Source organism: Methanobrevibacter sp. (assembly GCF_045646205.1).
Classification (GTDB): domain Archaea; phylum Methanobacteriota; class Methanobacteria; order Methanobacteriales; family Methanobacteriaceae; genus Methanocatella.
Genome location: NZ_JAZRKF010000043.1, coordinates 1 through 24,767, shown reverse-complemented (window position 1 = coordinate 24,767; position 24,767 = coordinate 1). Strand labels below are relative to the sequence as shown.

28 protein-coding genes and 1 pseudogene are annotated in these 24,767 nt (G+C 36.2%); 7 read left to right on the top strand and 22 right to left on the bottom strand.

Translation table 11 applies throughout. The features are described from left to right. Positions 1-304 (top strand): annotated as a pseudogene (locus ACKI44_RS08190) (deoxyribonuclease IV); the annotation flags it as partial. Here ACKI44_RS08190 and ACKI44_RS08185 read toward each other — a convergent pair. Both ACKI44_RS08185 and ACKI44_RS08180 read right to left on the bottom strand, forming a co-directional pair. After that, positions 301-813 (bottom strand): zinc ribbon domain-containing protein, encoded by a 513-nt coding sequence (locus ACKI44_RS08185; RefSeq protein WP_407423322.1) that lies wholly within the window; start codon positions 811-813, stop codon positions 301-303. The pseudogene ACKI44_RS08190 and the gene ACKI44_RS08185 sit on opposite strands and share 4 nt — an antisense overlap. A gap of 34 nt (positions 814-847) precedes the next feature. Next, on the bottom strand, positions 848-1,921 hold the full coding sequence (locus ACKI44_RS08180) for a metallophosphoesterase (RefSeq protein ID WP_407423320.1): 1,074 nt from the start codon (positions 1,919-1,921) through the stop codon (positions 848-850). A gap of 79 nt (positions 1,922-2,000) precedes the next feature. Between ACKI44_RS08180 and ACKI44_RS08175 the strand changes: the two genes are divergently transcribed. Next, the gene (locus ACKI44_RS08175; RefSeq protein WP_407423318.1) at positions 2,001-3,122 is read left to right on the top strand and encodes an AAA family ATPase; all 1,122 of its coding nucleotides are present in this window, start codon (positions 2,001-2,003) and stop codon (positions 3,120-3,122) included. Position 3,123: 1 nt separating this feature from the next. Here the strand turns inward: ACKI44_RS08175 and hemA are convergent, their stop codons facing one another. The 3 genes from hemA to ACKI44_RS08160 are packed head-to-tail and all read right to left on the bottom strand — an operon-like array spanning position 3,124 to position 5,426. Next, entirely contained in the window at positions 3,124-4,323 is a 1,200-nt protein-coding gene (hemA, locus tag ACKI44_RS08170) for a glutamyl-tRNA reductase (protein ID WP_407423316.1), read from the bottom strand. Beyond that, entirely contained in the window at positions 4,313-4,942 is a 630-nt protein-coding gene (locus tag ACKI44_RS08165; protein WP_407423314.1) for a bifunctional precorrin-2 dehydrogenase/sirohydrochlorin ferrochelatase, read from the bottom strand. Before ACKI44_RS08165 ends, hemA begins: the two co-directional genes overlap by 11 nt. Position 4,943: 1 nt before the next feature. Further along, positions 4,944-5,426: a methanogenesis marker 9 domain-containing protein gene (locus ACKI44_RS08160; protein ID WP_303736350.1), complete on the bottom strand. Its 483-nt coding sequence runs from the start codon at positions 5,424-5,426 to the stop codon at positions 4,944-4,946. Positions 5,427-5,618: 192 nt separating this feature from the next. Between ACKI44_RS08160 and ACKI44_RS08155 the strand changes: the two genes are divergently transcribed. Together ACKI44_RS08155 and ACKI44_RS08150 are read left to right on the top strand one after the other, a co-directional pair. Next, the gene (locus ACKI44_RS08155) at positions 5,619-6,002 is read left to right on the top strand and encodes a hypothetical protein (protein WP_407423311.1); all 384 of its coding nucleotides are present in this window, start codon (positions 5,619-5,621) and stop codon (positions 6,000-6,002) included. After that, positions 6,002-6,667 (top strand): M48 family metallopeptidase, encoded by a 666-nt coding sequence (locus ACKI44_RS08150; protein ID WP_407423309.1) that lies wholly within the window; start codon positions 6,002-6,004, stop codon positions 6,665-6,667. The genes ACKI44_RS08155 and ACKI44_RS08150 overlap by 1 nt, the downstream gene beginning before the upstream one ends. A gap of 7 nt (positions 6,668-6,674) precedes the next feature. Here the strand turns inward: ACKI44_RS08150 and atwA are convergent, their stop codons facing one another. From atwA to ACKI44_RS08080, 14 genes are all read right to left on the bottom strand, one after another. Beyond that, the gene (atwA, locus tag ACKI44_RS08145) at positions 6,675-8,279 is read right to left on the bottom strand and encodes a methyl coenzyme M reductase system, component A2 (protein ID WP_407423307.1); all 1,605 of its coding nucleotides are present in this window, start codon (positions 8,277-8,279) and stop codon (positions 6,675-6,677) included. Between the two features lie 62 nt (positions 8,280-8,341). Then, positions 8,342-9,052 (bottom strand): MJ0144 family RNA dihydrouridine synthase-like protein, encoded by a 711-nt coding sequence (locus ACKI44_RS08140; RefSeq protein WP_407423305.1) that lies wholly within the window; start codon positions 9,050-9,052, stop codon positions 8,342-8,344. A 31-nt stretch (positions 9,053-9,083) separates the two neighbouring features. Next, the gene (locus ACKI44_RS08135) at positions 9,084-9,845 is read right to left on the bottom strand and encodes a GTP cyclohydrolase III (RefSeq protein ID WP_303736368.1); all 762 of its coding nucleotides are present in this window, start codon (positions 9,843-9,845) and stop codon (positions 9,084-9,086) included. 13 nt (positions 9,846-9,858) lie between these two features. Further along, positions 9,859-10,767 carry a 2-phospho-L-lactate transferase gene (gene cofD, locus ACKI44_RS08130; RefSeq protein ID WP_407423303.1) on the bottom strand — a complete coding sequence of 303 codons (909 nt, stop codon included), beginning with the start codon at positions 10,765-10,767 and terminating at the stop codon, positions 9,859-9,861. A gap of 5 nt (positions 10,768-10,772) precedes the next feature. Next, positions 10,773-11,537 (bottom strand): coenzyme F420-0:L-glutamate ligase, encoded by a 765-nt coding sequence (locus tag ACKI44_RS08125; protein ID WP_407423301.1) that lies wholly within the window; start codon positions 11,535-11,537, stop codon positions 10,773-10,775. A gap of 26 nt (positions 11,538-11,563) precedes the next feature. Beyond that, complete coding sequence (locus tag ACKI44_RS08120; RefSeq protein ID WP_407423299.1) at positions 11,564-12,190, bottom strand: IMP cyclohydrolase; 627 nt, start codon at positions 12,188-12,190, stop codon at positions 11,564-11,566. A 15-nt stretch (positions 12,191-12,205) separates the two neighbouring features. Continuing rightward, positions 12,206-12,616, bottom strand: a complete 411-nt coding sequence (locus tag ACKI44_RS08115; RefSeq protein WP_407423297.1) for an ExbD/TolR family protein — start codon at positions 12,614-12,616, stop codon at positions 12,206-12,208. Positions 12,617-12,625: 9 nt separating this feature from the next. Continuing rightward, the gene (locus ACKI44_RS08110; RefSeq protein ID WP_407423295.1) at positions 12,626-13,465 is read right to left on the bottom strand and encodes a MotA/TolQ/ExbB proton channel family protein; all 840 of its coding nucleotides are present in this window, start codon (positions 13,463-13,465) and stop codon (positions 12,626-12,628) included. Positions 13,466-13,750: 285 nt separating this feature from the next. Next, the gene (locus ACKI44_RS08105; RefSeq protein WP_407423293.1) at positions 13,751-14,419 is read right to left on the bottom strand and encodes a hypothetical protein; all 669 of its coding nucleotides are present in this window, start codon (positions 14,417-14,419) and stop codon (positions 13,751-13,753) included. Between the two features lies 1 nt (position 14,420). Further along, positions 14,421-14,780 carry a hypothetical protein gene (locus ACKI44_RS08100; RefSeq protein WP_407423291.1) on the bottom strand — a complete coding sequence of 120 codons (360 nt, stop codon included), beginning with the start codon at positions 14,778-14,780 and terminating at the stop codon, positions 14,421-14,423. 5 nt (positions 14,781-14,785) lie between these two features. Beyond that, positions 14,786-15,310: a hypothetical protein gene (locus tag ACKI44_RS08095; protein ID WP_407423289.1), complete on the bottom strand. Its 525-nt coding sequence runs from the start codon at positions 15,308-15,310 to the stop codon at positions 14,786-14,788. Positions 15,311-15,461: 151 nt separating this feature from the next. Then, complete coding sequence (gene rnhB / locus ACKI44_RS08090) at positions 15,462-16,097, bottom strand: ribonuclease HII (protein ID WP_407423325.1); 636 nt, start codon at positions 16,095-16,097, stop codon at positions 15,462-15,464. Between the two features lie 41 nt (positions 16,098-16,138). After that, positions 16,139-17,212, bottom strand: a complete 1,074-nt coding sequence (locus ACKI44_RS08085) for a rod shape-determining protein (protein ID WP_303736339.1) — start codon at positions 17,210-17,212, stop codon at positions 16,139-16,141. Between the two features lie 2 nt (positions 17,213-17,214). Further along, positions 17,215-17,853: a hypothetical protein gene (locus ACKI44_RS08080; RefSeq protein WP_407423287.1), complete on the bottom strand. Its 639-nt coding sequence runs from the start codon at positions 17,851-17,853 to the stop codon at positions 17,215-17,217. Between the two features lie 442 nt (positions 17,854-18,295). On the opposite strand from ACKI44_RS08080, the gene ACKI44_RS08075 reads away from it, so the two are divergent. From ACKI44_RS08075 to ACKI44_RS08065, 3 genes are read left to right on the top strand one after another with little or no spacing between them, the layout of a single operon-like run. Further along, positions 18,296-19,459, top strand: a complete 1,164-nt coding sequence (locus tag ACKI44_RS08075) for a DUF515 domain-containing protein (RefSeq protein ID WP_407423285.1) — start codon at positions 18,296-18,298, stop codon at positions 19,457-19,459. 36 nt (positions 19,460-19,495) lie between these two features. Continuing rightward, positions 19,496-20,218 carry a class E sortase gene (locus tag ACKI44_RS08070; protein ID WP_407423283.1) on the top strand — a complete coding sequence of 241 codons (723 nt, stop codon included), beginning with the start codon at positions 19,496-19,498 and terminating at the stop codon, positions 20,216-20,218. Next, positions 20,219-20,572, top strand: coding sequence for a dihydroneopterin aldolase family protein (locus ACKI44_RS08065; protein WP_407423281.1), 354 nt, complete (start codon positions 20,219-20,221; stop codon positions 20,570-20,572). It begins immediately after the preceding gene. On the opposite strand, the gene mfnA is transcribed toward ACKI44_RS08065, so the two are convergent. The 3 genes from mfnA to rplJ form a co-directional block, all read right to left on the bottom strand. Next, complete coding sequence (mfnA, locus tag ACKI44_RS08060) at positions 20,569-21,729, bottom strand: tyrosine decarboxylase MfnA (RefSeq protein ID WP_407423279.1); 1,161 nt, start codon at positions 21,727-21,729, stop codon at positions 20,569-20,571. The two genes, ACKI44_RS08065 and mfnA, sit on opposite strands and share 4 nt — an antisense overlap. 51 nt (positions 21,730-21,780) lie before the next feature. Continuing rightward, positions 21,781-24,060 (bottom strand): phosphoenolpyruvate synthase, encoded by a 2,280-nt coding sequence (gene ppsA / locus ACKI44_RS08055; RefSeq protein WP_407423277.1) that lies wholly within the window; start codon positions 24,058-24,060, stop codon positions 21,781-21,783. Between the two features lie 179 nt (positions 24,061-24,239). Then, positions 24,240-24,722 carry a 50S ribosomal protein L16 gene (gene rplJ, locus ACKI44_RS08050; RefSeq protein WP_298537404.1) on the bottom strand — a complete coding sequence of 161 codons (483 nt, stop codon included), beginning with the start codon at positions 24,720-24,722 and terminating at the stop codon, positions 24,240-24,242. Between the last annotated feature and the right edge of the window lie 45 nt (positions 24,723-24,767).

Genomic DNA, 24,767 nt, shown 5'->3' with positions numbered 1-24,767 from the left:
ACCGCTTGGCCTCCGACTTAGGGGAATCCTAAATGAAAAAGAGGATTACAACTGCATATTCTCAACAATAGAAGACAATCTGGACATTGACATCCTGCATTGCCATTTTACAACAATCGAATACGGCCGTGGCGGTGAGGTAAAACACCATATACTTGATGAAAGTGACGAGTACGGTCCCGACATCAGAGATCTGCTTTCAAATCTGATTGATAACGGCTGGAAGGCAAACATCATCTGTGAAACACCAGAACGTGACCTTGACGCATTAAAAATGAAAGAAATATATGAAGAGATGCTTTAATAATCCTTTACAGAGTCAATGAGCTCATCCATATCGCTGAAGAGATTATTAATGTCATCATTATCCTTTTTATTGGAACTCATCTGGATAACCAGTTCGTTGGTTAAATCCTCCATCTTATCGATGAAAGTGTTTAATGTCTTTATTTTGTTTTCAAGTTCCCCTTCAACAAGATTATTGTTCTCATCAAGTTCAACCATCCTGCGGGCGATGGCAACCTGATTGGAAAATAGCTGGTTGGATTTTTTTATGGCATTTGTGAATCTGGAATATGCCATGTGTGTAGGATCAAAGAGTTTTCCAACAAGTTCACTGGCCTTTTCCTGTTTTGAATTATATTCTGCCTCTATTTCATCTATTTTTGATTTATATCTGGAATGTGTTTTAACGACTACCTCTTCAGGCCCGTGATAAACTTTTTTTCCGCACTGTGAGCAGAAATGCTGATTGGGGATGAGACTTGCCCCGCAGTAAATGCAAAAATGATTGTGATTGTCTTCATTAGTCATATGATTATAGTTTGGATAAAGTTAAATAAATCAATTATGATTTTTCAAGTTTCAAAACGACAATTTCGGAATCGGTTCCCCATCTCATCGGAGTGTCCATTGAACCTACACCGGTTGTTACATGGATGTAGTTGCCCAATTTGTCCCTGAAAAGTCCCATATTATATTCAAACACCCTGTTTGCAAACCATACTGCCGGATAGAACTGTCCGCCGTGAGAATGTCCTGACAGTTGAAGGTCAAAACCCAATGAGGAAAATTCCGGCCAGTATGACGGCGGATGATAATTGATAATGTTTATCTTATCCGGATTTAGTGAACTTTTTAAATCCTCAGCTGAAGGCATTTCAATATCATCAAAGCTGAAGGTCAAACCGTAGATGTTTAGATTTTTAAACTCGAATGAATCATTGTCCAAAACGATTATTCCTGCCTTTTTAGCGGCCCTTATGACATTGTCTATTCCCGGATAGAAATCATGATTTCCGGGTGTAAACAGTATTGGCATTTGCACATCCGCCAGGGCCATGAAATCATCCTCCTCGACAACGCTTGAGCCATCTGCAAGATCTCCTGAAATTACAGCAATATCACAGACCCCTTCAAGTTCTTTTAGTTTCAAGGCCACATCCCTTATTATGCCCTTGTGTCTTACGGATCCGAAGTGAATGTCTGAGAGGTGCGCAATGGCGATTTCACTTTCGATATTGTCGAATGTTAAAGTCTTTTCATGAACGACAAGTTTGTGAGCCTTATAATAATTATAGACTCCAAGAACAGGCACAACAGCCAATAATATCAAAACAATAACATGAGGAATCTCAACAAAGCTTCCGATTAGATATATTACCAGTATATCAATGAGAAACATCACAGATGCCCACATCCATACCCCATCGACGGTTGAGAGAAACCGGGTAATCCTCCTTGATTTTTTAGCCTCAAAAAACATTGGAGAGACATGTAAAATACCTATCAAAACTGCTGATATCAACAAATAACCGTCCCACACACCACCAAGCAACAACAGAATATATTTCAGAAGAAAAAATTCAAACAGTGTATAGAATGGAGTTATAAATATTACACGTCGTGTCCTGAAACTCATGAATATTTGTTTGTTGCAACAAGTATTTAAATAATCAAAACTAATGTTATGAATGTATACAAAATTCGGAGGTGATTATTTGAAAAGTGACAGCAAACAGCACGAAATTAAAACAACCAACCAGAAAACATCAAAAGTTGAAAATGATGATAAGGACTATGCTGAACTTGTTGTAGTCAAACCTGTCGGCTATCCATTTGATTTTACAGTAATGGATGACGATATAGAGATTACCAACACCAAACTCTTTGAAGAGTATGCACGTGAGCAGTGGCTGGGACTGGTTGTGTGTGAAAAGTCACATCTCTTTGACCAGAAGATAATCCCCGATTACGGTTTTGAAATTGTAACCGCAAAACCTGACAACTCACTAATCGGTGAGAATACAAAAATACAAATCATTACAGATAAAATTGACAGCATCAACGATGCCAGATTCAAATCCGATGTCAGACTTGACGATATTGTCGGCCAGGACAATGCCAAATCAAAGGTAAAGGTAATTACAAGATATCTGGAAAATCCCGAAAGCTTCGGACCATGGGCTCCAAAAAACATTCTATTTTACGGACTTCCGGGTACAGGCAAAACCATGCTTGTAAAGGCTCTTTCCAATGAACTTGAAGTTCCTTTATACCTCGTTAAGGCAACTTCACTTATCGGAGAGCATGTCGGTGATGCCTCATCCAAAATTCATGATTTATTTAAAAAGGCATCTGAAAATGCTCCTGCAATAATTTTTATTGACGAGATTGATGCAATTGCGCTTCACAGGTCATTTCAGTCACTTAGAGGTGACGTTTCAGAGATTGTAAACTCACTTTTAACTGAAATGGACGGCATTGAAGAGAACAAATCAGTCATAACAATCGGAGCAACCAACAATCAGGAAAGTCTTGATTTAGCAGTCAGAAGCAGATTTGAAGAGGAAATTGAATTCAAACTGCCGAGCGATGAGGAAAGACTCACAATACTTGAAAATAATCTTAAGACAATGCCTCTTGATTATGATTTGGATTTGGAAAAAATAGTCAAGCTTACAAAAGGCCTTTCCGGTAGGGACATCAAGGAAAAAATCCTTAAAACCTCCCTTCACAATGCAATCTCCAATGACAGCGAATCAATCACCATGAAAAACATTGAATATGCATTGAACAGCTTTAAAATTAAAAACAGTGATGTTAAAGGAATGTTTGAGTAGACTATCTGAAATCAAAAATGTATTCGGCAGCCTCAATAACCTCCTTGTTTTCATCCCTTGCAGCTTCTTTTAGATTTTTTGAAATGTCGAAAAATATCTTGTTGACAATTGAATTTGTTAAATTATCCAAAACTTTAGTGTTGCCATCTACATCAGACAACTTTGAAGATGCTTTTTGAGTTTCACGTTGTCTTATCTCTTCCATAGATGCTCTTAAATTACCAAGTATTTCATCAACTTCCATTATTTTAAACGATTCTTTAAGCAAAATGAACTCATCATTGATGATGTTTTCCGCTTCACCGAATTCCTTGATACGAAGCTTTGTATTTTCATCAGCAATTTCACGCAAGTCATCAATGTTGAAGGATTTGACTCCCAATTCACGAACGTCATCGGAAATGTCTCGAGGATTTGCAATATCAACCATCATGACATTCTCATAATCCATATCAATGCCCAAAAGACGTTTTTTTGTAATGATGGCATGAGGAGCGCTTGTTGCACTGATAACCAAATCGGCAGTGGCCAGATACTCTTCCAAATCATTGAAAAGAATTGCCTCACCGCCCAAATCTTCGGCAAGCTCAACTGCAACATAATATGTCCTGTTAGCAACAAAAATGGCATGCAGATCCTTTTCAGCCAATGCCTTTGCAACCAGCCTGCCCATCTTACCGGCACCGATGACAAGAACTGATTTTTCATCCAGACTGCCCATGTGCTTTTCTGCCAAATCAATGGCAGCAGAACCGATTGAAACTGCACCCTTGTTGATATTTGTCCTGTTTCTTACAACCTGACCCACATGAATGGCTTTGGTAAAGATTGCATCCAGTGATCTGCCACAGTGGTGGTTTTTAACCGCCTTGTGCTTGGCGTCCTTAACCTGACCCAAAATCTGGTCTTCACCGACAATCATGGACTCAAGACCTGAGGTCATACGAAGCAGATGCATTACTGAGGCTTCACCGTATTCTATAATGATATTTTGATTTTCATGAGAGAGAAGTTCCTCATCAAAGGAGATGTTTTCATTGTGAAGATAATACTCCTTACGGTTACAGGTGGATATTTCAACATATTCGTTAATGGAATACTTTTCCTGTAATTTCCAGAAGATTTCGTCAATTTCCTTTGAAATGTTCTCCATAGATTCAATATCTGCAATTTTATGATCAACCCTTAAATTAAGTATCATCAAAATCCCTCTTAATTAACTCACAAATAACAGCCTTTGCCTCATCGATTTTGCCTGATTCGATTAAGCCTTTAATCATTTCATCTTCAAAAATCATGTATAAATAATCTCGCCTGTCCTTTTGGTCAGGCACATACTCCTTTAAAAGTGAACGTGAATAATCCTGAAGTTCAATTTCAAGAATATCCTCTTCAGTAATTATTGATTGTATTCTTTTTCTTAATTGCCTTGCCATTAACGGACTCTTGCCGCCTGTAAAAATAGAAATTTCAATATCTCCGATATTAAAGCTTGTTGGAACAATTATATCCCCATCATCCGGAAAATCTGCGCGGTTTAAAAGTTTATCTTTGGATATGTCTGCAACATGATTTGACAAATCCTTGTCCCCGCTTGCAATCACCACCAAATCTGCCCACTCGACCAGTTCATCGGCCTCATCGGTTGAATAAAGTTCGGCCCCCTTATCTAACAATTCCTCATCAATGGAGTTTCCAGCAAGCCTTACAATTGCTCCATGGTCTAAAAATTTATTTGCTCTTCTTGTTGCAACTTCACCAGTGCCCAAAATGAATACATTTAATCCGGAAGTTTTTAAATAAAGAGCAGTCCAATCCATTTTAATCAGAATCTTCTAAAGATTTTGCCTTCAAAACACTTACAGCACGTCTTAAATCATTATCACATTCAGTCAAAACATTCATTGCTTCAAGTTTTGAAATGTTGAATGTTTCAGCAAGCGCTTCAGCTTTAGCATCAGGTTCAGGTTTTTGAACACCAGTTAACCTTTCTGAAAGTTCCTTTTTCAAATCCAAGTACTCGTCATGACTCATGCCCATATTCCTTAAAGTCATGTCTCTTAAAGGACAAGGTTTGGATGGTTTACAACACCAAATTAATGAACCAAAACAAGTACCGGCTCCCTCACCTAATCTTGTTTCCTTACCAAACTGAGTTTTAATCTCGATATACTCCCTAGGAGTTAAATTCACTTGCTCTAAGGCATTTAAAACAGGGCATGGTTTTATAGGAGGACAGCAAAAAGCAAGCCCCCTCACATCTCCACCTCTGCATATATGAGATGGTGCATCTTCCCAAGTCATAATAAAATCACCATAATATAATATTTTAATTTATCTTGATGACAATATATAATACTTTGTAAAAATAGCATTAATCGGGATAATTTTCAATTGATTTTGCAAAAATTACTAGTATCCACGAATACATATATTAATATTATGAAATTATGGAATCCCGTAGCATTTTTTATCAGTTTTATGATGAGCATAGTGATGGCTTTAATATTCTCATACCCAATGGGAATGCCTATCTGGCTATGCTTTGCGTTATGGCCTGTAAGATGGCCGGTAGCATACTTTTTTGCAAACTTCATCTGCAATCCTTTAGGTTTTAAGCTTGCAGTGAAAGTCTTTGATTTCAGACCGGACAAAGAATACGGCATCTGGAATCCTGTACCGTTCTTTATAAGCCTTCAGATGAGTTTTATCATACCGTTTATATTCGCTTTCGGTTTTGGAGGAATGGAGCTAGACATGTTCCTTTACATGTGGCCTGTAAGATGGTTTGTTGCATACTGTCTGATTAACTTCATTGTAAGGCCATTGGCATTCAAATTGGCCATTAAAATATTTAATTTTAATCCAGAGGCACATTAATGATAATAAACGGAATCAGCGTAACTGTTCAAAGAAAAAAGATTAAAAACATGTACCTTCGAGTTATTCCGCCCGAAGGTGATGTTAAAATCTCTGCACCGTACTTTGTAAGTGACGATAAGATTATTGAGTTTGTCGAATCCAGGATGGACTGGATTTTAGCTAAACAAAAAGAAATAGGTGAAAAGAAATATCTTCCTGCGCTAAAATATGTCAACGGTGAAAATCATTATCTTTGGGGCAAGGAATATAGTATGCAGTTAATAGCAAACAATATCAAAACAGCCTTTGTAAAAGACGATATTCTTTATCTTCCGGTTTCCAAAAGAAGCAAAATGAAAGCAAGACAAAAGACGCTGGAAGATTTCTATAGAATGGAACTTCAAAGAGAAATTGCTGAAATCTATGATGAATGCACGGCAACAGTCGGCAAAAAACCTGCTGAAATTAAAATCCGTAAAATGAAGAACTGGGGAAACTGCAAACAGAATAAGGTCATTACACTTAATTTGAATCTGGCCAAAAAGCCTAAAATATGTACAAAATACGTTCTGATTCATGAACTCTGCCACTTAATTGAGTTCAATCATTCAAAAAAATTTAAAATGCTGATGGATAAGAATTGCCCGAACTGGCGGGAAATAAAAAAAATATTAAATGAATAAAAGAGAATTATCCTTCTCTTTTAAGCATATCTTCTTTTTCGTCTGGTGTGAGTTGCTGAACTATATCTTCAGGAGTACCGATATCCAGTAATTTTCCTCCTCTCATTAAAGCAGCTCTGTCACAGACATCTAAAACAAAGTCCATATCGTGAGAAATGATAATGAAAGTTTGTTCCAGTTCTGTACGTGCTTTCAAGATTGAATCTGTAACAACTACACGGGTAACAGGATCCATTGTACCTGTAGGTTCATCCAATACGATAAGATTAGGTTCCTTAATCAAAACCTGTGCAAGAGCTACCCTGTGCTTTTCTCCCACACTTAACTCATCAGGATATTTATCCAAAATACCATTGGCAGTAGTATCGCTGAATCCTACGGTAGTTAATGCATGGATAGCTTTGATTTTACCGAACTCAGCAGGCAGTTCCAAACTGATAGCGTCGGTCAGATTACCTAAAATGGTTCTGTGAGGATAAAGTGAGTATTCCTGGTGCAATAATCCGATATACGGCATGATACGCCCACGGTTGAGAGGACCCACTTTTGTCATGTCAACCCATTCATCTTCACCAAGCCTGATTTCGATTTTACCGCTGCTCGGATCGGTTAATCCCATTAACATTCTTGTTGTGGTGGTTTTACCTGAACCGCTTAAACCCACTATACCGAAGATTTCTTCCTTATTAATGGTTAATGTAACGCCGTCAACTGCTTTGATAACTCCTCTTTCAATGGAATAGTAATGTTTTTTAACGTCTTCCAATACAACTTCAGGTTCACCGAATTCAGGAATTTCAGGTTTTTCCGGAACAGGTACGGTTTCCATAAAGTTGTTTACAACAGTTTCCGGGTCGCCTTCTTCTTTGATTTGACCGTCTTCAAGCCAGATTACCTTATCAGCAAGTTCTGTCATGACTTCCGGCCAGTGAGAAGTGATAAGCATCGTGATTCCTTCTTCCTTAACACCTTCTTTTAAAGTGTTGTGAAGCTTTACTGCAGTTTGTGGGTCAAGGGTACCTGTCGGCTCATCCGCCAAAAAGGTCATAGGATTTTTTGCAAGCTGTCTTGCAAGTACAACCCTCTGCTTTTCCCCACCACTTAAATCACGAGCGATGTGAGTAATACGATGGTTCATCTGAACCATTTCCAATAATTCCAAGGATTTGTAGAGAGCATCTTCATATTCTATATCGTCACTCATTGCTCTCATAACGTTTTCAATAACGGTTTCTTCGTCATATAATGCAAAGTTACGTTGTAACATGATTGAAATTCTTCTTTTAATAGCTGAAAATAATTTTCTATCACAGTTAAAGAAATCGACTTCCTGAACAGCCAATTCACAGCCGCAACTACATTTTTCTCCATCATGGGAAGGCGGTTCGATAGTCAAACAGTTAGGACATACTGCAACATTCAATAAGATTTTACCAGAATTTGGCTTATAATCTTTTGTTCCTCTAAGCATGTTGATTAAAACGGATTTTCCACTTCCACTACGTCCTAAAATACCTAAAGTCTCCCCTTCATCTATAGTTAAGTTAATATCCTTTAAAACATCCACATCATTAAAAGATTTTGTAATGTTTTTAAGAGTTATAAAATTCATTGAACATCACCTATTGTATATTATTATTAAATATAATCTTGAGAGTTAATAATAGTTTTGATTTAAAAATTAGAAATGTCAAAATTTAAAGTTCCAGAAATTACCGCACGGGCTATTGAAAAGCCAAAAACACCACACCGGTACATTTTTCTTATTTTTTCTGAAGAATCTATTGAATTGTTGCCGATGACTTTAATGCCTGTATTTTTACATACCTTCTCAAGCAATTTCCAGTCGGCATCAAAAACCTTCGGGTCCATCGCATCGAGATGCAAATAATCGGCACCTGCATCCTCGATTGTTTTTGCAACTTCAAGAGTGTCTATTCCCTCGACATTAGCGCGAATCTTTACAGACACTTCGCTTTTTGAATTATCAACAATTTGAGAGATGTAGTCATATAAATCGGGCCTTTTTAACATCTCCTGACCGCAGCCGATATTGACTATTTCTTCCTGACGGCAATGACAGTTTATTTCTATGATATCTAAATTTTTAATTTGGGAAGCTTCAATTATCGGTTCGGGAGTTGTTGATCGTACATTTGCACTTACGCGCACTTCCGGATGGGCTTTTTTAATCAGATTTACTTCATTTTCCATATGGGGAATGATTTCATCAAGCTCAAAGTGAAATTCCTTTCTTCCCCTTTCGATTATTTTTAAAGACGCTTCAACAGTCTTTTCATCCAGACTATATCCGCCTAAAGTAACTACATCAAATCCGTATGGAATAACCCTGTTTAAAAATTCGGCACCAGTTATTCCGGCCATTGGTGCAACTACTTTTATTTAAAAAACCCCCTCAGTATTCTTTTTCGATGACCCAAGTCCAAGGTTCGTTGTCACGGTCACGGATTTCTTCAAGACCGATATCTGCCATGTAAGCTGCATCTTCTGCATTTTTGCCTCTTCCGATACCAGCTTTAAGTCCGATTCCGATTTCCTCATCGATTTCAACCAAAATTTCTTTGATTTCCTCTTCGCTTAATCCGTTACATGGAGACATGAAGTTATCTCCGCCGATGAAGAACAACAATGCTCCTTTTTTAATCAGTTTGGTCATCAGATAGTGCTGAGCCTTGTTAACCATGAAACTTGTATCAAAAGCAGATTCAATATCAGTTAGGGTTTCGGTTACACTGTTGATGTCAATGTGTGCTGCCTGAACGAAACTGTCCTCTTCTGAAACCAGACTGTCAATAGCTAAAATCTCTTTTCTCTGAGATGACTGTGCTCCCCCTTCTTTTTGAAGAGCTATTGTAGCTAATCTTTGAGCTTCGTGAGGAGTTTCTGCTGCACCCACACCCATACTTATTGTAATCGGGTATCTGTTTCTGATTGATCTTTGAATTCTTAAATGGTCTTCTTCATCCAAACCATTTGAAATGGCAAGCAAATTGTCAAATCTTGTAAAGAAAACCAAACCCTTCTTATTACCGAAGTGGTTGTTTAAGTCTGCAAATAAACTTGCCTGTAACATCTGTAAATCTGATTCTGTACGAGGTCTTGGAGTAACAGTCCAAGGACCATAATTATCAATTTGTATCAACGTCATTTGTATCATTACATTACCGCCTTCATTGTAGGATGCCATCTAAAATTATTTCGGCTAAATTAATTTTGGCATCTAGACTATTCATAATAGTATTTGTAATTATTACTTTATTAATAATTTCGCCTAAATTATCTTTTAAATTTTCATCTTTATTGTCAATTACCATAACATCCAAGAAATCCTTATACAATTCTGCAACTCCTAAGGAGGACACTTCAATTCCCAAAGCATTCATAAACTTGGATGCCGGTCCTGAAACTGAATCGTTTCCGATTATTGGAGAAACTGCAATTACACAGGTATCTTTTAAAGCCTCTTTTACACCTTCAAGTGAAATTATTGGAAGTATTGATGTGACCGGATTTGAAGGTCCGATTATTACCGCATCGGATTTTTTGATTGCATCGATTACACCCTCTGCAGGTGAAACGTCTGAAAATACAACGTCCAAGACTTGCGGCTCTGAGGCGTGCTTTATTAAAAAGTCATGAAATTCCAAGTCCCCGATGTCTGTGACAATTTTGATGTCTGAGTTTTCATTGCTCATCGGAATGATTTTGGCTTGAATTCCCATATGTCTTCTTTGAATGTCAACGCTTTCCTCAAGTGTATGATCCTGCATCAGCATGGTTTTCTGTATTTTGGTTGCCCTGTCGATATCCCCGATTCTTAAAAGCTCCGGAGATGACAATTCGGCAAGCCTTTCATTGGTAGTGAATGTATCGTTTTTAACGCCGTACCATGTCTCGTCATTTATCATGTCAGCCATGGTGTATAGGACGGTATCGATGTCTGCTGATACGTAAACACCTGAAAAGTAATCGTTTTCCAAAGTGTTGACAATAATGGATAAATCCTTATCATCAACAATCTCCTTTATTCCCTGAAGTAGTTTTGGAGTACCTGTGCCTCCGGATAAAACAGTAATCATAATATCTATTTCCTGAATACATCAAATTCTTTTGGCATAAGCAATGGCTTAATGCTGGAATCTTTATCCCTAAGCTGCGTAAAAGCGCTGAATCCTGAAACTATTACAACCGGAAGGCCTTCGTCAGCCTGACCCATAATGAGTGAGGCGGCACTTGCCAGTTCATCTGCAGTTGCAATTTCGGTGGTTTCAAGTTCACGGCCATAGAGGTCCTTTTCACCGACCCTAGTCCATAACGGGGAAATGCCGCTGCATCCTATTGCAGTTCCGATGGCACCGAATCTGAAAGCTCTGCCCTGAGTGTCGGTTACTATAACCGCCAGATCTTTTTTGAATTCGGATTCCAAAAATTCCCTGATATTTCTTGCAGATTCATCGGGATTTTCAGGAACCGGAGTTGCAAGACCGTCTTCAACATTGGATTCGTCAATTGCTGCGTTTGCAGTGACAAAACCATGTTTGGTTTCCGTAATTATGAATTTGGGACCGACCCTTACAACCTCATTTGAATTTTGTAAAATTGCTTCCACAAGTTTTGAATCCTTTTTACAGATTTGAGCTATTTCAATTGCCTCATCGGACGGCTCAATATCATCCAGTTTGATAATGTTGCCTTCAGCCTTTGAAATCAATGTCTCGGCGATTAATATAATGTCACCATCATTCAAATCATAATCTGATTTTAAAACAGCCTCTTTAATAATCTGACCAATGTCATCTCCCGCTTTAACTAAAGGAATACCCTTTAAGCCCATTAACTTAATTTCCATAGTATCATCTTAAAAAAATAAAAAAATTATGGATTATAGACATCTATTGTCCATTCTCCATCAAAAACAGTAGCACAAGAAGTTACCGGTTTTTCATATTCGGCAAAAGTGCCCTCATCAAAAATAAACTTGGCGGCATCACCTGAAGTTTTTGCATCAAAATCAACAGGGTCAGGTACCTGACTTCCGTATGTTGATATGAATGCCGCTTCTCCATAAGGCACCTCTTCAACCAGCAATTTTTTATCACTGACTATTCCAATGAAACACTGGTATTCATCCTCTTTATCTGAAGACGTTACAACACCGGCAATTCTTGGAGTATTATAATCATCCTTTTCATAATCCATTGTAAGCAATGAATATGCCAATGCATCTTTAATGTTCATTCCCAAAGCGATTTTATCAGCAATCACGTCGGTATGAGAACCGTTTGATATGATTGCAGTATCGCCAACAATCTGAAGACTGTTATATGCGATATAGGTATTTTTATAAATATCCTTTTCAAAACCTTCTTTTGGAACAACAGCCGCTCTGGTATCGAATCCCTGACATTGCCTGTTTGGAAATGACCTGCTTGATACCCTGTATGCAGCAAATGGCTTTCCATCACTATTCATTCCAACTGATAATATCCTCCCAGTATACATACAATCTCTCCTAAATTAGGTTTTTGGACGTTGAACAGCTTTATCCGGACTAATGCCATCAGGAGTAACGATAACAATCTCTCCCGGCCTAATCGATACTTGCCCCTCATCCATAACTCGCGCCTGAACTCCGATAGCACTGTTTGCAATGGCATCTGATCTGTCGACACCGTTAACGGTCACCTTGTGCAGATTGGCAACAGGCACAATATAATACTCAGCGTTACCTGATGTGTCAGTTACGTTCGGCTTACCTGTAGCGCCACTGTCTGTAGCGTCCATCGGTGAGTCGACAGCTGAAAAATTACTGGTAACGACTAGAAAAATCATTATTGTAAATAAAATATCAATAAATGGAACAAGATTGATGTTCGGTTTCTGGTCATGCAAAAACCTCTTTTTATATGATTTAACGTCAATTGCCATATTAACCACTTATTGTCTTAATTTACTCTCGGTAATTTCTGCATTCACATTACATTTCTCTAAAATAATGTTGGAAATACTTTTGTCCAACATACTCGGTTTAAACGAAACCTTGATATTCGCATAAGGGTCTGAAATCAATCTTGTATTGACAACGCCCTCAGCTTCCTGAAGTGCCGCAACAGCACATTCAACATTAGCTTCAACTCTCACTTTTACCACAGCGAATCCCCAGTTGGTCATTTTTGTAGCAAGTTCAATCTTATCCATTTCCACTTCAATAAGTCCTTGGATGTAAGTGTAAATCGGTAAAAGAATAATAACGACAAGAAGACCCATGATTGTAGTGGTAAGCGCTACATAAATACCTTCAGCCATTGCAGCTGAATTAGGATTAACACCTAATGACTTGAATGTCATCCAGATACCGATAACGGTACCGATTAATCCGATAAAAGGAGCGAGTTCAGTAATAGTTTTGATAGTGCTTAAACCTTTAGTCATTTTAGCGACTTCAACAATGAAAATCTGTTCCATACTTTCTTCAACTTCTGTCTTGTTTTTATAACCTATCTTTAAAGTTTCAGAAATAATACGGGATACAGGATTTTTAAATCGGTTGATCTGTTTTAAAGCCTCAACGGCTCCGCCCCTTTCCATAGAAGCGGTTACGACACCAAAAATTTCAGTGGTATCAACACGACTAATTTTTCTTAGATATGCAATCTTTCTTAGAGCTATAATAAGACCGTAAATACCTATGAATAGAATTATATAAGTTATAAGTCCTCCTTGGGTAAAAAGGTCCATTACTCCATCGAAAAATGGCGTGATATACTCGATAATCATATTTATCCTCATTTAAGTTATATTAAAATAATCATTTATAAGATTAATATATTTTTTCATATACTTAAAAATAGCTATTTTGAAAATTATATAAGAAAAAATAATGAATAATTAACAAAATTGTGTTAACTCATTCTAAATTTTAATTTGCTTTTTTAATTCGATTAATTTATTTCACAACAGTTATTATTTCCCATAACATAAATTGAAATAAAAAAATAAAAATTCTTTTTATTTATTCAATGTTCTTTCCCAATATTGAAAAATCGATTTATATACAATCTATTAATTCATCAAACAGTTTTGATTCATTATAGCATCATAAATATCATTATTTGAAATGAATGTAATATTAGTCGTGATGAAATGAAAATCATTATCCGAAATATTATTTTCATACTGAATATAATGCAATTTATCATTAATTTTTGAAAAAGAATCTAATGAAAGTAAATAAGATTTGAAATTGTTTTCATTAACATATTCAAGCAAATAATCCAAATGGATTTTTTTTAAATGATGACAAGAAAATTTAATATCAATCAAATGAGCTATATCATTAATAATAGTCACAATATCGTACGGATGATTATTGTTATTTGATATTATACATTCTTTGTATAATCCATCATGATTACAATAACTTTGAATTAATTTGTAAATTAATACTTCCAAAAATGCTCCTTTTACATTTCCAATATTTTTACTTAAAAAATTATCCACCTGACGCTCAAACTCAATATCGTCGAATACAACTCCTTTATTATGATAATATTCTTTAATTTCAAATAGGTATTGACGTCTATTTTCTTCATTATCCAGTTGTAATGTATCAACAATAATATCTAGCAATATATTTTCTTTAGAATTGAATGCTAAATTAGAGAAATATTTAATAGATTCATCATCATGAATTGAATTTTGGTTTGTTATTTGTTTAAAATTAAATATCATGTTAATCATTGATTTGTTTTGAAAATAAAGGTAAATCCACATTAGCTAAACTAGATACATTATCTATTTGCTTATCAATTACATCAATTACATCAGAATATGTTAAAAATTCTTCTTTTGTAATTTCCTTTTCCAATTGTTCATCAAAAGTTAATGTAATTCTACACTCCCACATGACGTGAAACGGTAAATCGTTAGATTTAATATTATAAGTCAATATTATTCTCTGTTCAGCGCCGTTTGGAGATAGAATATCAATATTAGAACCAAATTTAATTAAAATATATCTATTTTCATTACATTCTGGGAAATTAAACATATTTAACTTGGTAGTAATGACATCAAAATTTTTAATTTTCATTAATATCACCTTAAATTCAATGATAAAATTTTTTCTCCAAACAAATTATTTTCTTCAATATAATCAACAGTAATAGATCTATTATCATTCAAAATAAATTTATTAGATTCTAATTTATCTTTTAACTTATAAAATGAATTCAACAATGATTCAAAATCATTTTGATCTATAGCATTTTTCAAAAAAATATTAGAAATATTAATTATTGAATTTAATATTTTTAAATCTTTTTCATTGAAAACACGAATGTTATTCTTTGTATTTTCTAAAAAAACATCAAAAAACTTCATATTATAAAAATCATATTCCTCCCGATCTACATCATTATTTTTAATTAAATTATTGAATGTAGAGTAATATTTTAAACGGTATTGGCTAATCAAAGCTTTTGCCAAATCATTGATAAAATCAGAATTGATTTTATTTATTTGTTCCTGATAATAATCAGTATTTACTTCAAATAAATAATCAAATTCTTGATTTACTATAATTACTTCATTTAAATCAATATCTGCACTAAAATATTTCAAGAAATTACCTCCAAAATATGATTTTATAAATAATTATTATATTATAAAATCATGATTATATATTTTATTATCAGCAAAAAATTTTTATAAAAAATAGATTAAAAATGAATTAAATACAATAAAATAAAAATTAAGAAATTAATTAAAAAAATCAGATTAAAGTTGTCTGAACATCTTTCAGTTTTGCAACTGTTGACCAGGATTTTCGAACAAAACCCGGCATTTCATTGTACGTATAGTTTGAGAGGAATTTTTTGGTTGTGGGATCAGAGGGATAGCCTGAACCGATTCCTCCAACATCTTCAAAATATTTGTTGATTTCAGCTATAGCTTCATCTCTGGTTTGCTTTGCAATAATTGAAGCTGCACTTACTTCAATGTATTTGTCATCCGCCTTGTGTTCGGCGGTAACGTCACATCCTGTTGCCCTTTGAAGCCTGTCCTCGAACCTTTCGGGCTTGACGTCAACTGCATCGACGATGGCCTTGTCAAAATCAAGCTTTTCCAAAAGTTCCTGCATTCCCTTGCGCTCGATTTCATTTAAATTAACACCCTTTGCACGAAGCTCGTCAATGTCCTGGGCGGAGTATATCACCGTGTCATAGTCAAACATTTTCTTGAGCTTGCGTGATAGGACTTCTCTTCTTTTTGGGGTTAATTTTTTTGAGTCCTTAACGCCCATATTATCTAAAACAGCTTGTTTTCGTTTGTCAATAACAACGCCGGCAATAACAAGCGGGCCTAAAACAGAACCTCGTCCTGCCTCATCAATGCCTAAAATATTCATATTTATCAAAAAAAGTAAAAAAAGGAAATAATTAATTAAAATTATTTCATAGCTCTTAAACGTACTTCCGGTTCTAATGCAAGTGGTTCTGCTGCAACGATAGCAGTTCCTTTTGCAACAACGGTCATTGGATCGTCTGAGATTTCAATTGGAATGCCGATTTCATCGAAAATTCTTTCTTTGATACCTCTGAGTCTTGAGCTTCCTCCAACTGCAACGGCGTTGTTGTAAACACCCATCATTAATTCCGGAGATAATCTTTCTAAAATCACGTTTAAACCGTCAACAATGTCTTGCATGAACGGTTCAACTGCGTCTGCTACAAGCATGGAGTCGATTACCACTTTTTTAGGTCTGTTGGTTTCCAGGGATTTTCCGATTACTTCAACGCTTAAGTTTTCAAGCTGTTCGGAACAGTGGACCATACCAACTTCCATTTTTGCAGATTCTGCATCATGAATACCAATTGCTACATCGTATTTTTCTGCTACGAGCTCTACTATTTTATTGTCGATGTCATCTCCACCGCATCTTACGGTTTCGATATCATTAATACCTCCAAGAGAAATGATTACAATATCAGTTGAACCTGCTCCGATATCAACAACCATTGTACCGTTCGGTTCAGCTATAGGAAGACCAGCACCGATAGCTGCTGCGAGACCTTCACTGATTACAAGAATATTTTGTGCACCTGCTTTTCTTCCGATTTCTTCGGCAGCATTTTTTTCTACTTCAGATGCATCACCAGGAATACCAATAACGATTCTTCCAACACTTTCTCCTTCATTGATACCAATCTGCATTGCTTTAATGAGTAAAGCCTGTGCCTGTACAACGTTTTCAATTACACCTTTTTTAAGTGGTCTTACTGCAAGAATATCTTCAGGAGTTCTTCCCAGCATTTTTTTAGCTTCTTCACCGACAGCTAAAACTTCACTTGGATCGTCTTTTTTAACTGCAACTACAGATGGAATTTGGTATAAATCAAATTTGTCACCTGACGGTTTAGCTATAACAGTATTTAAAGTTCCTAAATCTATCCCTAAACTATTACTAATAACTCTGGTATCGACAATTTCTTGTTCTTCCTCATCATTTCCGAAAATATTCATGACTAATCCTCCGTTATAATATCTTTAAAATCTATAACAAATATTTTATTAGATGTAGCAATACTTTGAACCTTTTCAACGTCTTCATCATTTTCCACTGAAATGAGTATTGTTGACAGAACAACCTCATTTGCATTGTAAAATGGTTTTAAAGCGGACTTAATGAAACCCGGCAGTTTAACATCATCATTAATTTCCACATTAATGAATCCCGTAGTCTGTGATTCCTGTAAAATCGCAAATGGAATTCTTAATTTTTCTATGGTGGAGACAGAGTCCCTTACCACGTCATCGGGAGCGACAAACACCATCAATTTTGACCCTTCATTAATGTAGAAGTGGGAAACTTTAATGTATGCCCCGCCCCTTGAAAGGCTGATTCTTCCGAATTCCTCGATTCGTCTTGAATTGCCGTATAACATTATGAAATCAAATTTTTTGGATAGTTTGCCTTCACTTAATGAAACATGTTCACGAAATAGAATTTTTACAGTATTCTTGGAGGCTATAGCCTTATAGGCTATGTCGTCGATTAAATCGACGTTGCCTGCAATTATGCACCAAATATCATCATCGATTGACTTATCGTCCTGATTTATTCGTGCCGCCTGTCTAAGCATACGTATATTATCTTCTATCATTTAACTACTCACAATTCCATTAATATAAGTTTCAAATACATTTAATTAATAGTTAAATTAATTAAAAACCCCAAATTAGCTTTAAAATTATCGCTGAAATAAGGCACTATTAATTAAGGTCTAACAATATTAAATTACTTTAAATTATTATATATATTTTGTCTTTAATCAAAAAGAATTTATTTTTGAAGTCAATTTTTACCCCACAAGGCAATATTTTTTACCTGTTAAAAAATTCTTATTTTAATGAAAATAACCTCATTACATTTAAATTTTAATAAATAAGTAATTATAATCTTTTATATAAGTTAAACTTAATAATGAAGATGTTAATAGTAATATTAAAGCTTTTTAGAAATTTTTAAAAAAACTTTTTAAAAAACTTTCCCAAGTGTTGTGTTTTCAAACACTTTGATTTTAAAAAAGTTAGTGAGGGTTTATTATGAAAAAGGAAAATAATCCACTCTATCCCAAAGGATTTGGTGAACTGGATGACTTAAAGAATAAAGAAATACCAAGACCGAAACTGAAAGAAAAAGAGGAATTGACTCCCATTGAAAAATTCAATGAAAAATTAGGTTCATTGTTTAAGGATAAAGGAAAGCATGGCGTTAATGATGAGAAAAAAAGAAAGATCGGAAAAATCATCATGACAATAATCGTCCTGACCCTTATCATTTCAGCCTACTACTTCATCATTTATGAACCTGCACAGCAGGAGCTGAACGGGGCAAAAACCGCAAAGCTAAATGAACTTCATGGCCTTTACAAGGGCCCGATGGCCGATGCAGGATCAGTATTTACAATTGAAGGCGAAATCAATGATGCCAAAAACCTCTATGACGTCGAATCCATTAACGTTGAAAAGCAGGCAACAGCAGACTGGAAGAAGTTTCACATTAATGCAATACACAGAAACACCGACCAGTTCAACCGGACAATGCAGGTTTATGAAAACAACTCAAGAAACATTGTAATGCCCGCTTCAGAAGCAATAGAGTTTGTAAACGGAAATGATGCCCACAAGCTCTGTGAGGTGACATTTGAAAAGCCGAATACAGTTTCCGTTCCGATACTCGTTTCACGCCTTCAGGCAGGAGCAGGACTAGTAAACGTCGGAAGCATCGTAGATATCTATAAAAACAACAATGACACGTTTTTCAATGATTCTGGTGATTTGAATAAAAGCGAAGCCGACGTCAGCGGATGCACGGTTTTATCCATCATGAGATATGAGGACAACGGAGAGATCGAGTCAGAATATACGAAAGGAAATACGATTGTTCATGGAAATGACACGAATCCCAATGAAAACTCACAGACATTTTCCTCAAACGTTCTTGAAATGCTTAAGGGAGCCATTATTCAGGGCTATGATGAAAAGACAACAGTAGACATGCTCAACAGTTACGGAGTTAAGCTTTCAAACTATGAACGGCAAATCAATTTAGGCGATCTGGATGCTGAATATATGCTTCTGCTTGAAGTGCCGCAGGACAAGGTCAGTTTCATCATAACAAACATGGACAGTATTGTTCTGACGATTCCAACAACAAAGGCACCTTCATGGATGGCCGGTGAAATCACATCAACATATTCAGGATAGAAAAGTTATATTAGTTATATAAACAAAAATGATACCATGAATAAATCAATTATTTCAACAGCTATTGTTATCATTTGTATTATAATAATAGGTTTATATGCCGCAGGAGAGGTAAATTACTTTTCTCACAAAAACGTGACCCAAAAGAACATCACGTCTCCTGTAGTAATTGTTGAGAAAGTAGGAATCAACGAGAAAATCAATAATGAAAGCCTGTCTTTAGGTGTAATGACTGATGAAAGGTCATCAACCCCGACTCATGGTGACGTAGTTCTCTTTGGACACAGGACCCTTCAGGGCTCACCCTTCCTAAGGCTTAATGAACTTGCAAACGGAGACATAATCACTCTTGAATGGCCTGAAATCGGTGAGGTCAACTATACCGTTACAGACCAAAAGATTGTGCCTGCAACTTATAAGCTGAATTTGAATGAAAGCGGAAATCATATTATGCTTATTACATGTGATCCTATCGGTTCAACCGCAAACAGACTGATTATTGAAGGTGAACAGAGCAATGTCAGCGGAATAAATGAAAAGATAGTCCATGACAATCCGAAAGCTTCATACGCATGGATTATAAGCGCAGCATTTTTAATTATCGGTCTGGCAATCGCATTTATCTATCCGAAAGACGCAAGACCATATATTCTTGCTACCGTTTTGATAATATCTGCAATCCTCTTTTATTTCTGTTTCAATCCGATATCTTCGCAGGTAATCTATGATAAAATTATCTTTTTGAACGGAGGAATCTGAATGGACGTTAATGAAAAGTACTTTTCAAACATAACTCCCCGTGAACGTGCAATATTTGAAGGGGGAATCAGCATGGGCGCACTGTTTCACCAGTTTGTTGGAACACCGGTCAATGCCCAGACAAAGGAAGGCCTTGAACGCACAATCGAGGAGTCATTCAAGCTTCAGCCTGCCATTGAGGACGTTGAGGTTAAAATCAATTTGACCGACAACACCGAATTCGACTACATTTCACTTTCAGGCGATATGCTTGACGTGAGGATTCACACGCTGGTCGATGATGTTAGAGCGGTAATCAGAATAGAGTATATTGAAGAGTTAAACTATCCTTTGATGTATGTTGAGGAAATTTAATAAAGACTCTTCAAATCATTTAAAAATTCTTTCAAGTGAGTTTTGGTTACATGGTTCATGAGGACAATTCTTATTGCCTTAGGACAGTTTGCAACTGAAACTTTCCACCCATTTATTTTTTCCAATTCTTCAGATAATTTTTCAGGGCTTTTTTCAGGGTGGTTGAATGCCACAATGTTAAGTTCCGGTTCAACTATTACTTCATAACCTATTTCTTTCAGGGAGTCCCTTAAAAAGTAAGTGTTTTCCATCAGTCCCTTAGCCATTTTTGAATAACCTGATTTTCCGAAATACTTTAAAAGAGCGTATGTTGCAACGGTTGAAGCGCCGAGACGTGTCCCGACGATTGTTGACTGTGTCTTTACAGTTAAATACGGTGAGTCAACGGCCATCACTTCAAGGTATTCCTTTTTTCTGAATATTATTCCGCCTGCAGGAATAGGTGCAAGACCCATCTTATGGGGATCGACCGTTATTGATGAAACACCTTCCAGTTTAAAATCAAATTCAGGATATTCAAATCCGATATTTTTCAGAAACGGTATTGAAAATCCTCCGAATGCCGCATCAACATGGAAGAAAATATTGTTTTCATGAGCTATTTTTGATATCTCTTCAATCGGATCTATCAGTCCCAGTTCAGTTGTTCCTGCAATTGCAACGATTGCGACAGTCTTATCTGAGATTTTCCTTTTAATTGAATCCACATCGATTTTATAGTTATCGTCCAGATCGGCTTCCACAATTTTCAGATTCATCATGTCTGCTGCCTTTTTAAATGAAAAATGAGCTGAGCGGGGAAGTATAATTTCACCTTCTTTAATGCCCTTATATTTCCTTGCATGGTTTCTTGCAGCCCTTACGGCCATGATGTTTGCTTCTGTTCCTCCAGTTACGATATTACCGTAGGCATTATCCAGATTCAGTAATCTACCAATGATTTGAATAGTTTTCTCTTCAGTGGCCTTTGTTCCTTTAAATAGACCAGGGTCTCCCAGGTTGCTGTCAAGAAACTTTGTATAGACTTTCTTTGCAAATGGATGTGCTTCAGTACACATTGAGCCTAGAATACGGCCGCTTGAGTATTTTAAATCTTCACTTTGAATTGAATCCAATTCCTTTAAAATTTCTTCTTCATCTATTGGTAAATCATTCATAAAATCATCTATTAACGTTAAAATATTAAAAAAAAGAAAAAAAGAAAAAATTTATTCTAGACGCTTACGGGCAGCTTCTAAAATAATTTTCTGTTCAGCTCTAGCTACAGTTTTTCTGACTTCAGCTATTGCGTCTGCATTGGAACTGACTGAGGTAATTCCAAATTTAACGAGTTTTTCAACAATGTGCGGTACACTGCCTGCCTGACCGCAGATACTGCATGTAACACCTGCTTCAGCACATTTTCTGATTGTTCTTTCAATCAGTTTCATTACTGCAGGGTGTTCTTCAGTGTAGTGTTTTGCAACGAATTCGTTGTTTCTGTCAACTGCAAGAGTGTATTGGGTTAAATCGTTGGTTCCTAAACTTACAAAGTCAACACCGATTTTTAAGTACTCGTCAATTATGATTGCAGCTGCAGGGATTTCCACCATCATACCGAAGTCAACGTCTTTGTGTGGTATGAATCCTACTTCAGCACATAACTCCTTAGCCTTAACGAGTTCAGCAGGAGACTGTGATAATGGAATCATGATACCAATGTTTGTGTATCCTTTTTCGTGTAATTTTTTAATGGCTTTGAATTCACATTTAAGGATTTCAGGCTGGTCGAGTTCTCTTCTGATTCCTCTCCAACCGAGCATTGGGTTATGTTCACGAGGTTCGTTTTCTCCACCTTCAAGGGTGATGAATTCATCTGTAGGTGCATCAAGGGTTCTGTACCATACTGGTTTTGGATAGAATGCGTCAGCTACAATTTGAACGTTATCAGCGATTGTATCAATCAATTCATCTTCTTTTCCGTCAGCGATGAATTTTCCAGGGTGAATACCTGCGGTTAACATCAAGTGTTCGGTTCTTAAAAGACCTACACCGTCTGCACCGGTTGCTGCAGCTCTTTCTGCTGCTTCAGGCATACTTACATTAGCTTTAACTTCAGTTACAGTTAGGATTGGTGCTTCAGCAGCTACTGCCTGAGCTGCAGGAGCTTCTTCGGCAACTTCTTTGATACCTTCAAATACTAAACCTTTTTTACCGTCTAAGGTAACACCAGTATCTTCTTTTAAGGTTTTGGTAGCGTTTCCGGTTCCTACAACACAAGGAATACCTAATTCACGGGAAATGATTGAAGCGTGACAGGTTACTCCACCTTCATCGGTTACAATACCGGTAGCTCTTTTCATAGCAGGAACCATGTCAGGAGTGGTCATAGTGGTAACCATTACGTCTCCATCTTGAACCTTATCAAGCTCATCAAGGCTTAAGATAACTTTAACAGTACCAGATGCTAAACCTGGACTTGCACCAAGACCTCTGATTAAAACTTCTAAGTCCACTTCTTCCTCTTCAGCATCTCCTTTTTTAGAATCGCCTAAGGTAGTGATTGGTCTGGATTGCAATAAGAATAAGCTGCCATCATGGAATGCCCATTCAGTGTCTTGAGGTTTGCCGTAATGACCTTCCACTCTTTTAGCCATTTCAACAAGCTCAATTAATTCTGCGTCGGATAAGACTCTTTCGTTTCTTAACTCTTCAGGAACGTCAACTTGAATGGATGTTCCGCCTTCTTCATTAGTGAACATGGTTTTCTTATCACTAATGGTAACATTTAAGACTTCGTTAGTTTCTTTATCTACAGCATAGTTGTCAGGGGTTACAGATCCGCTTACTACAGATTCACCAAGTCCCCAAGATCCTTCGATTAAAGCAATGTTTTCACCAGTAGATGGGTTTACAGTAAACATTACACCTGCCTTATCGGAATCGACCATTTGTTGAACAACTACTGCAATGTAAACTTGAGAGTGTTCGAAGTTGTTTTCTTCTCTGTAGAAAATAGCTCTTGCTTCAAATAAGGAAGGCCAACATTTTCTTACATATTCAATTACATTATCCAAACCTTGAACGTGTAAGAAAGTGTCTTGTTGACCTGCAAATGAAGCTTCTGGCAAGTCTTCAGCAGTTGCGGAAGAACGAATAGCTACATCAGCGCCATCTTCTTCTCCAACTCTTTCGGATAATTGGTTGTAAGCTTCAGTAATGTAAGTGGAAATACCATCAGGAATAGGAGTTTCGATAATAATTCCTTTAATTTCTTCAGCTGCTTCTTGAAGCTCTTTAGTGTTATTAATATCTACTTGGTCTAAAATATCCATAACCTTACTAAAAATTCCAGTATCTCTCATAAACTTATCATAAGTTTTAGAGGTTACAACAAATCCTGGAGGGACTGGAATGCCTGCTTGGGTTAATTCACCTAAATTAGCACCTTTTCCACCAGCAATACCTAAATCATCTTTACTTAAATCTTCAAATTTTTTAACATACATTGTTCTGCTCCTTTTTAAACAATAGTCCTTAATCAATTTTCAATAATTGAATGATAATGACGTTTTGGATATTAAATTAAAGTCCAAATAAATATATTTTAAGATTGTTTCTTAATTTTGAATGAAATTAAAAATAAAAGTTGAATGAAAAATCTAGAATTAATCAATAAGCCAAAGACTTATTTAACTAATTCTGCACCTTTTTCAACAACAATTCTGCAAGATACAGGCATTTTCATACCTGCTCTTTTTAAAGCGGTTTTAGCGTCTTGGAAGTTTTTAGGGTTTACATCAATAGACATGATCTTTTGATTGGTTTTTACTAAAGCTTCTACACTAATTGCTTTACCGAAAGCATTTCTCATACCGCTTTGTACCCTGTCCGCACCTGCTCCGGTAGCCATAGGGTTTTCTCTTACGATGTTGTGAGGGTATACTCTTAATTTTAAGTGGTATCCTAATCTACCAGCAGATCTTTGCATGTATCTGTTAGAAGCAATACGAGCTGCTTCTAAAGCATTATGTCTAATTTGAGCTGGTTTTTTAACTGCTAAGGATACTCTTACTGGGAAATCTTCTGATAAGTTTCCCATATCATATTGAACAATTCTGTTGTTTGGTATTTTTCTAATATATTCTCTTCTTGAATAAGCACGAACCATTAATAGTCCTCCATATAATCATAATTAAGAATTTTTTGTGTGCAA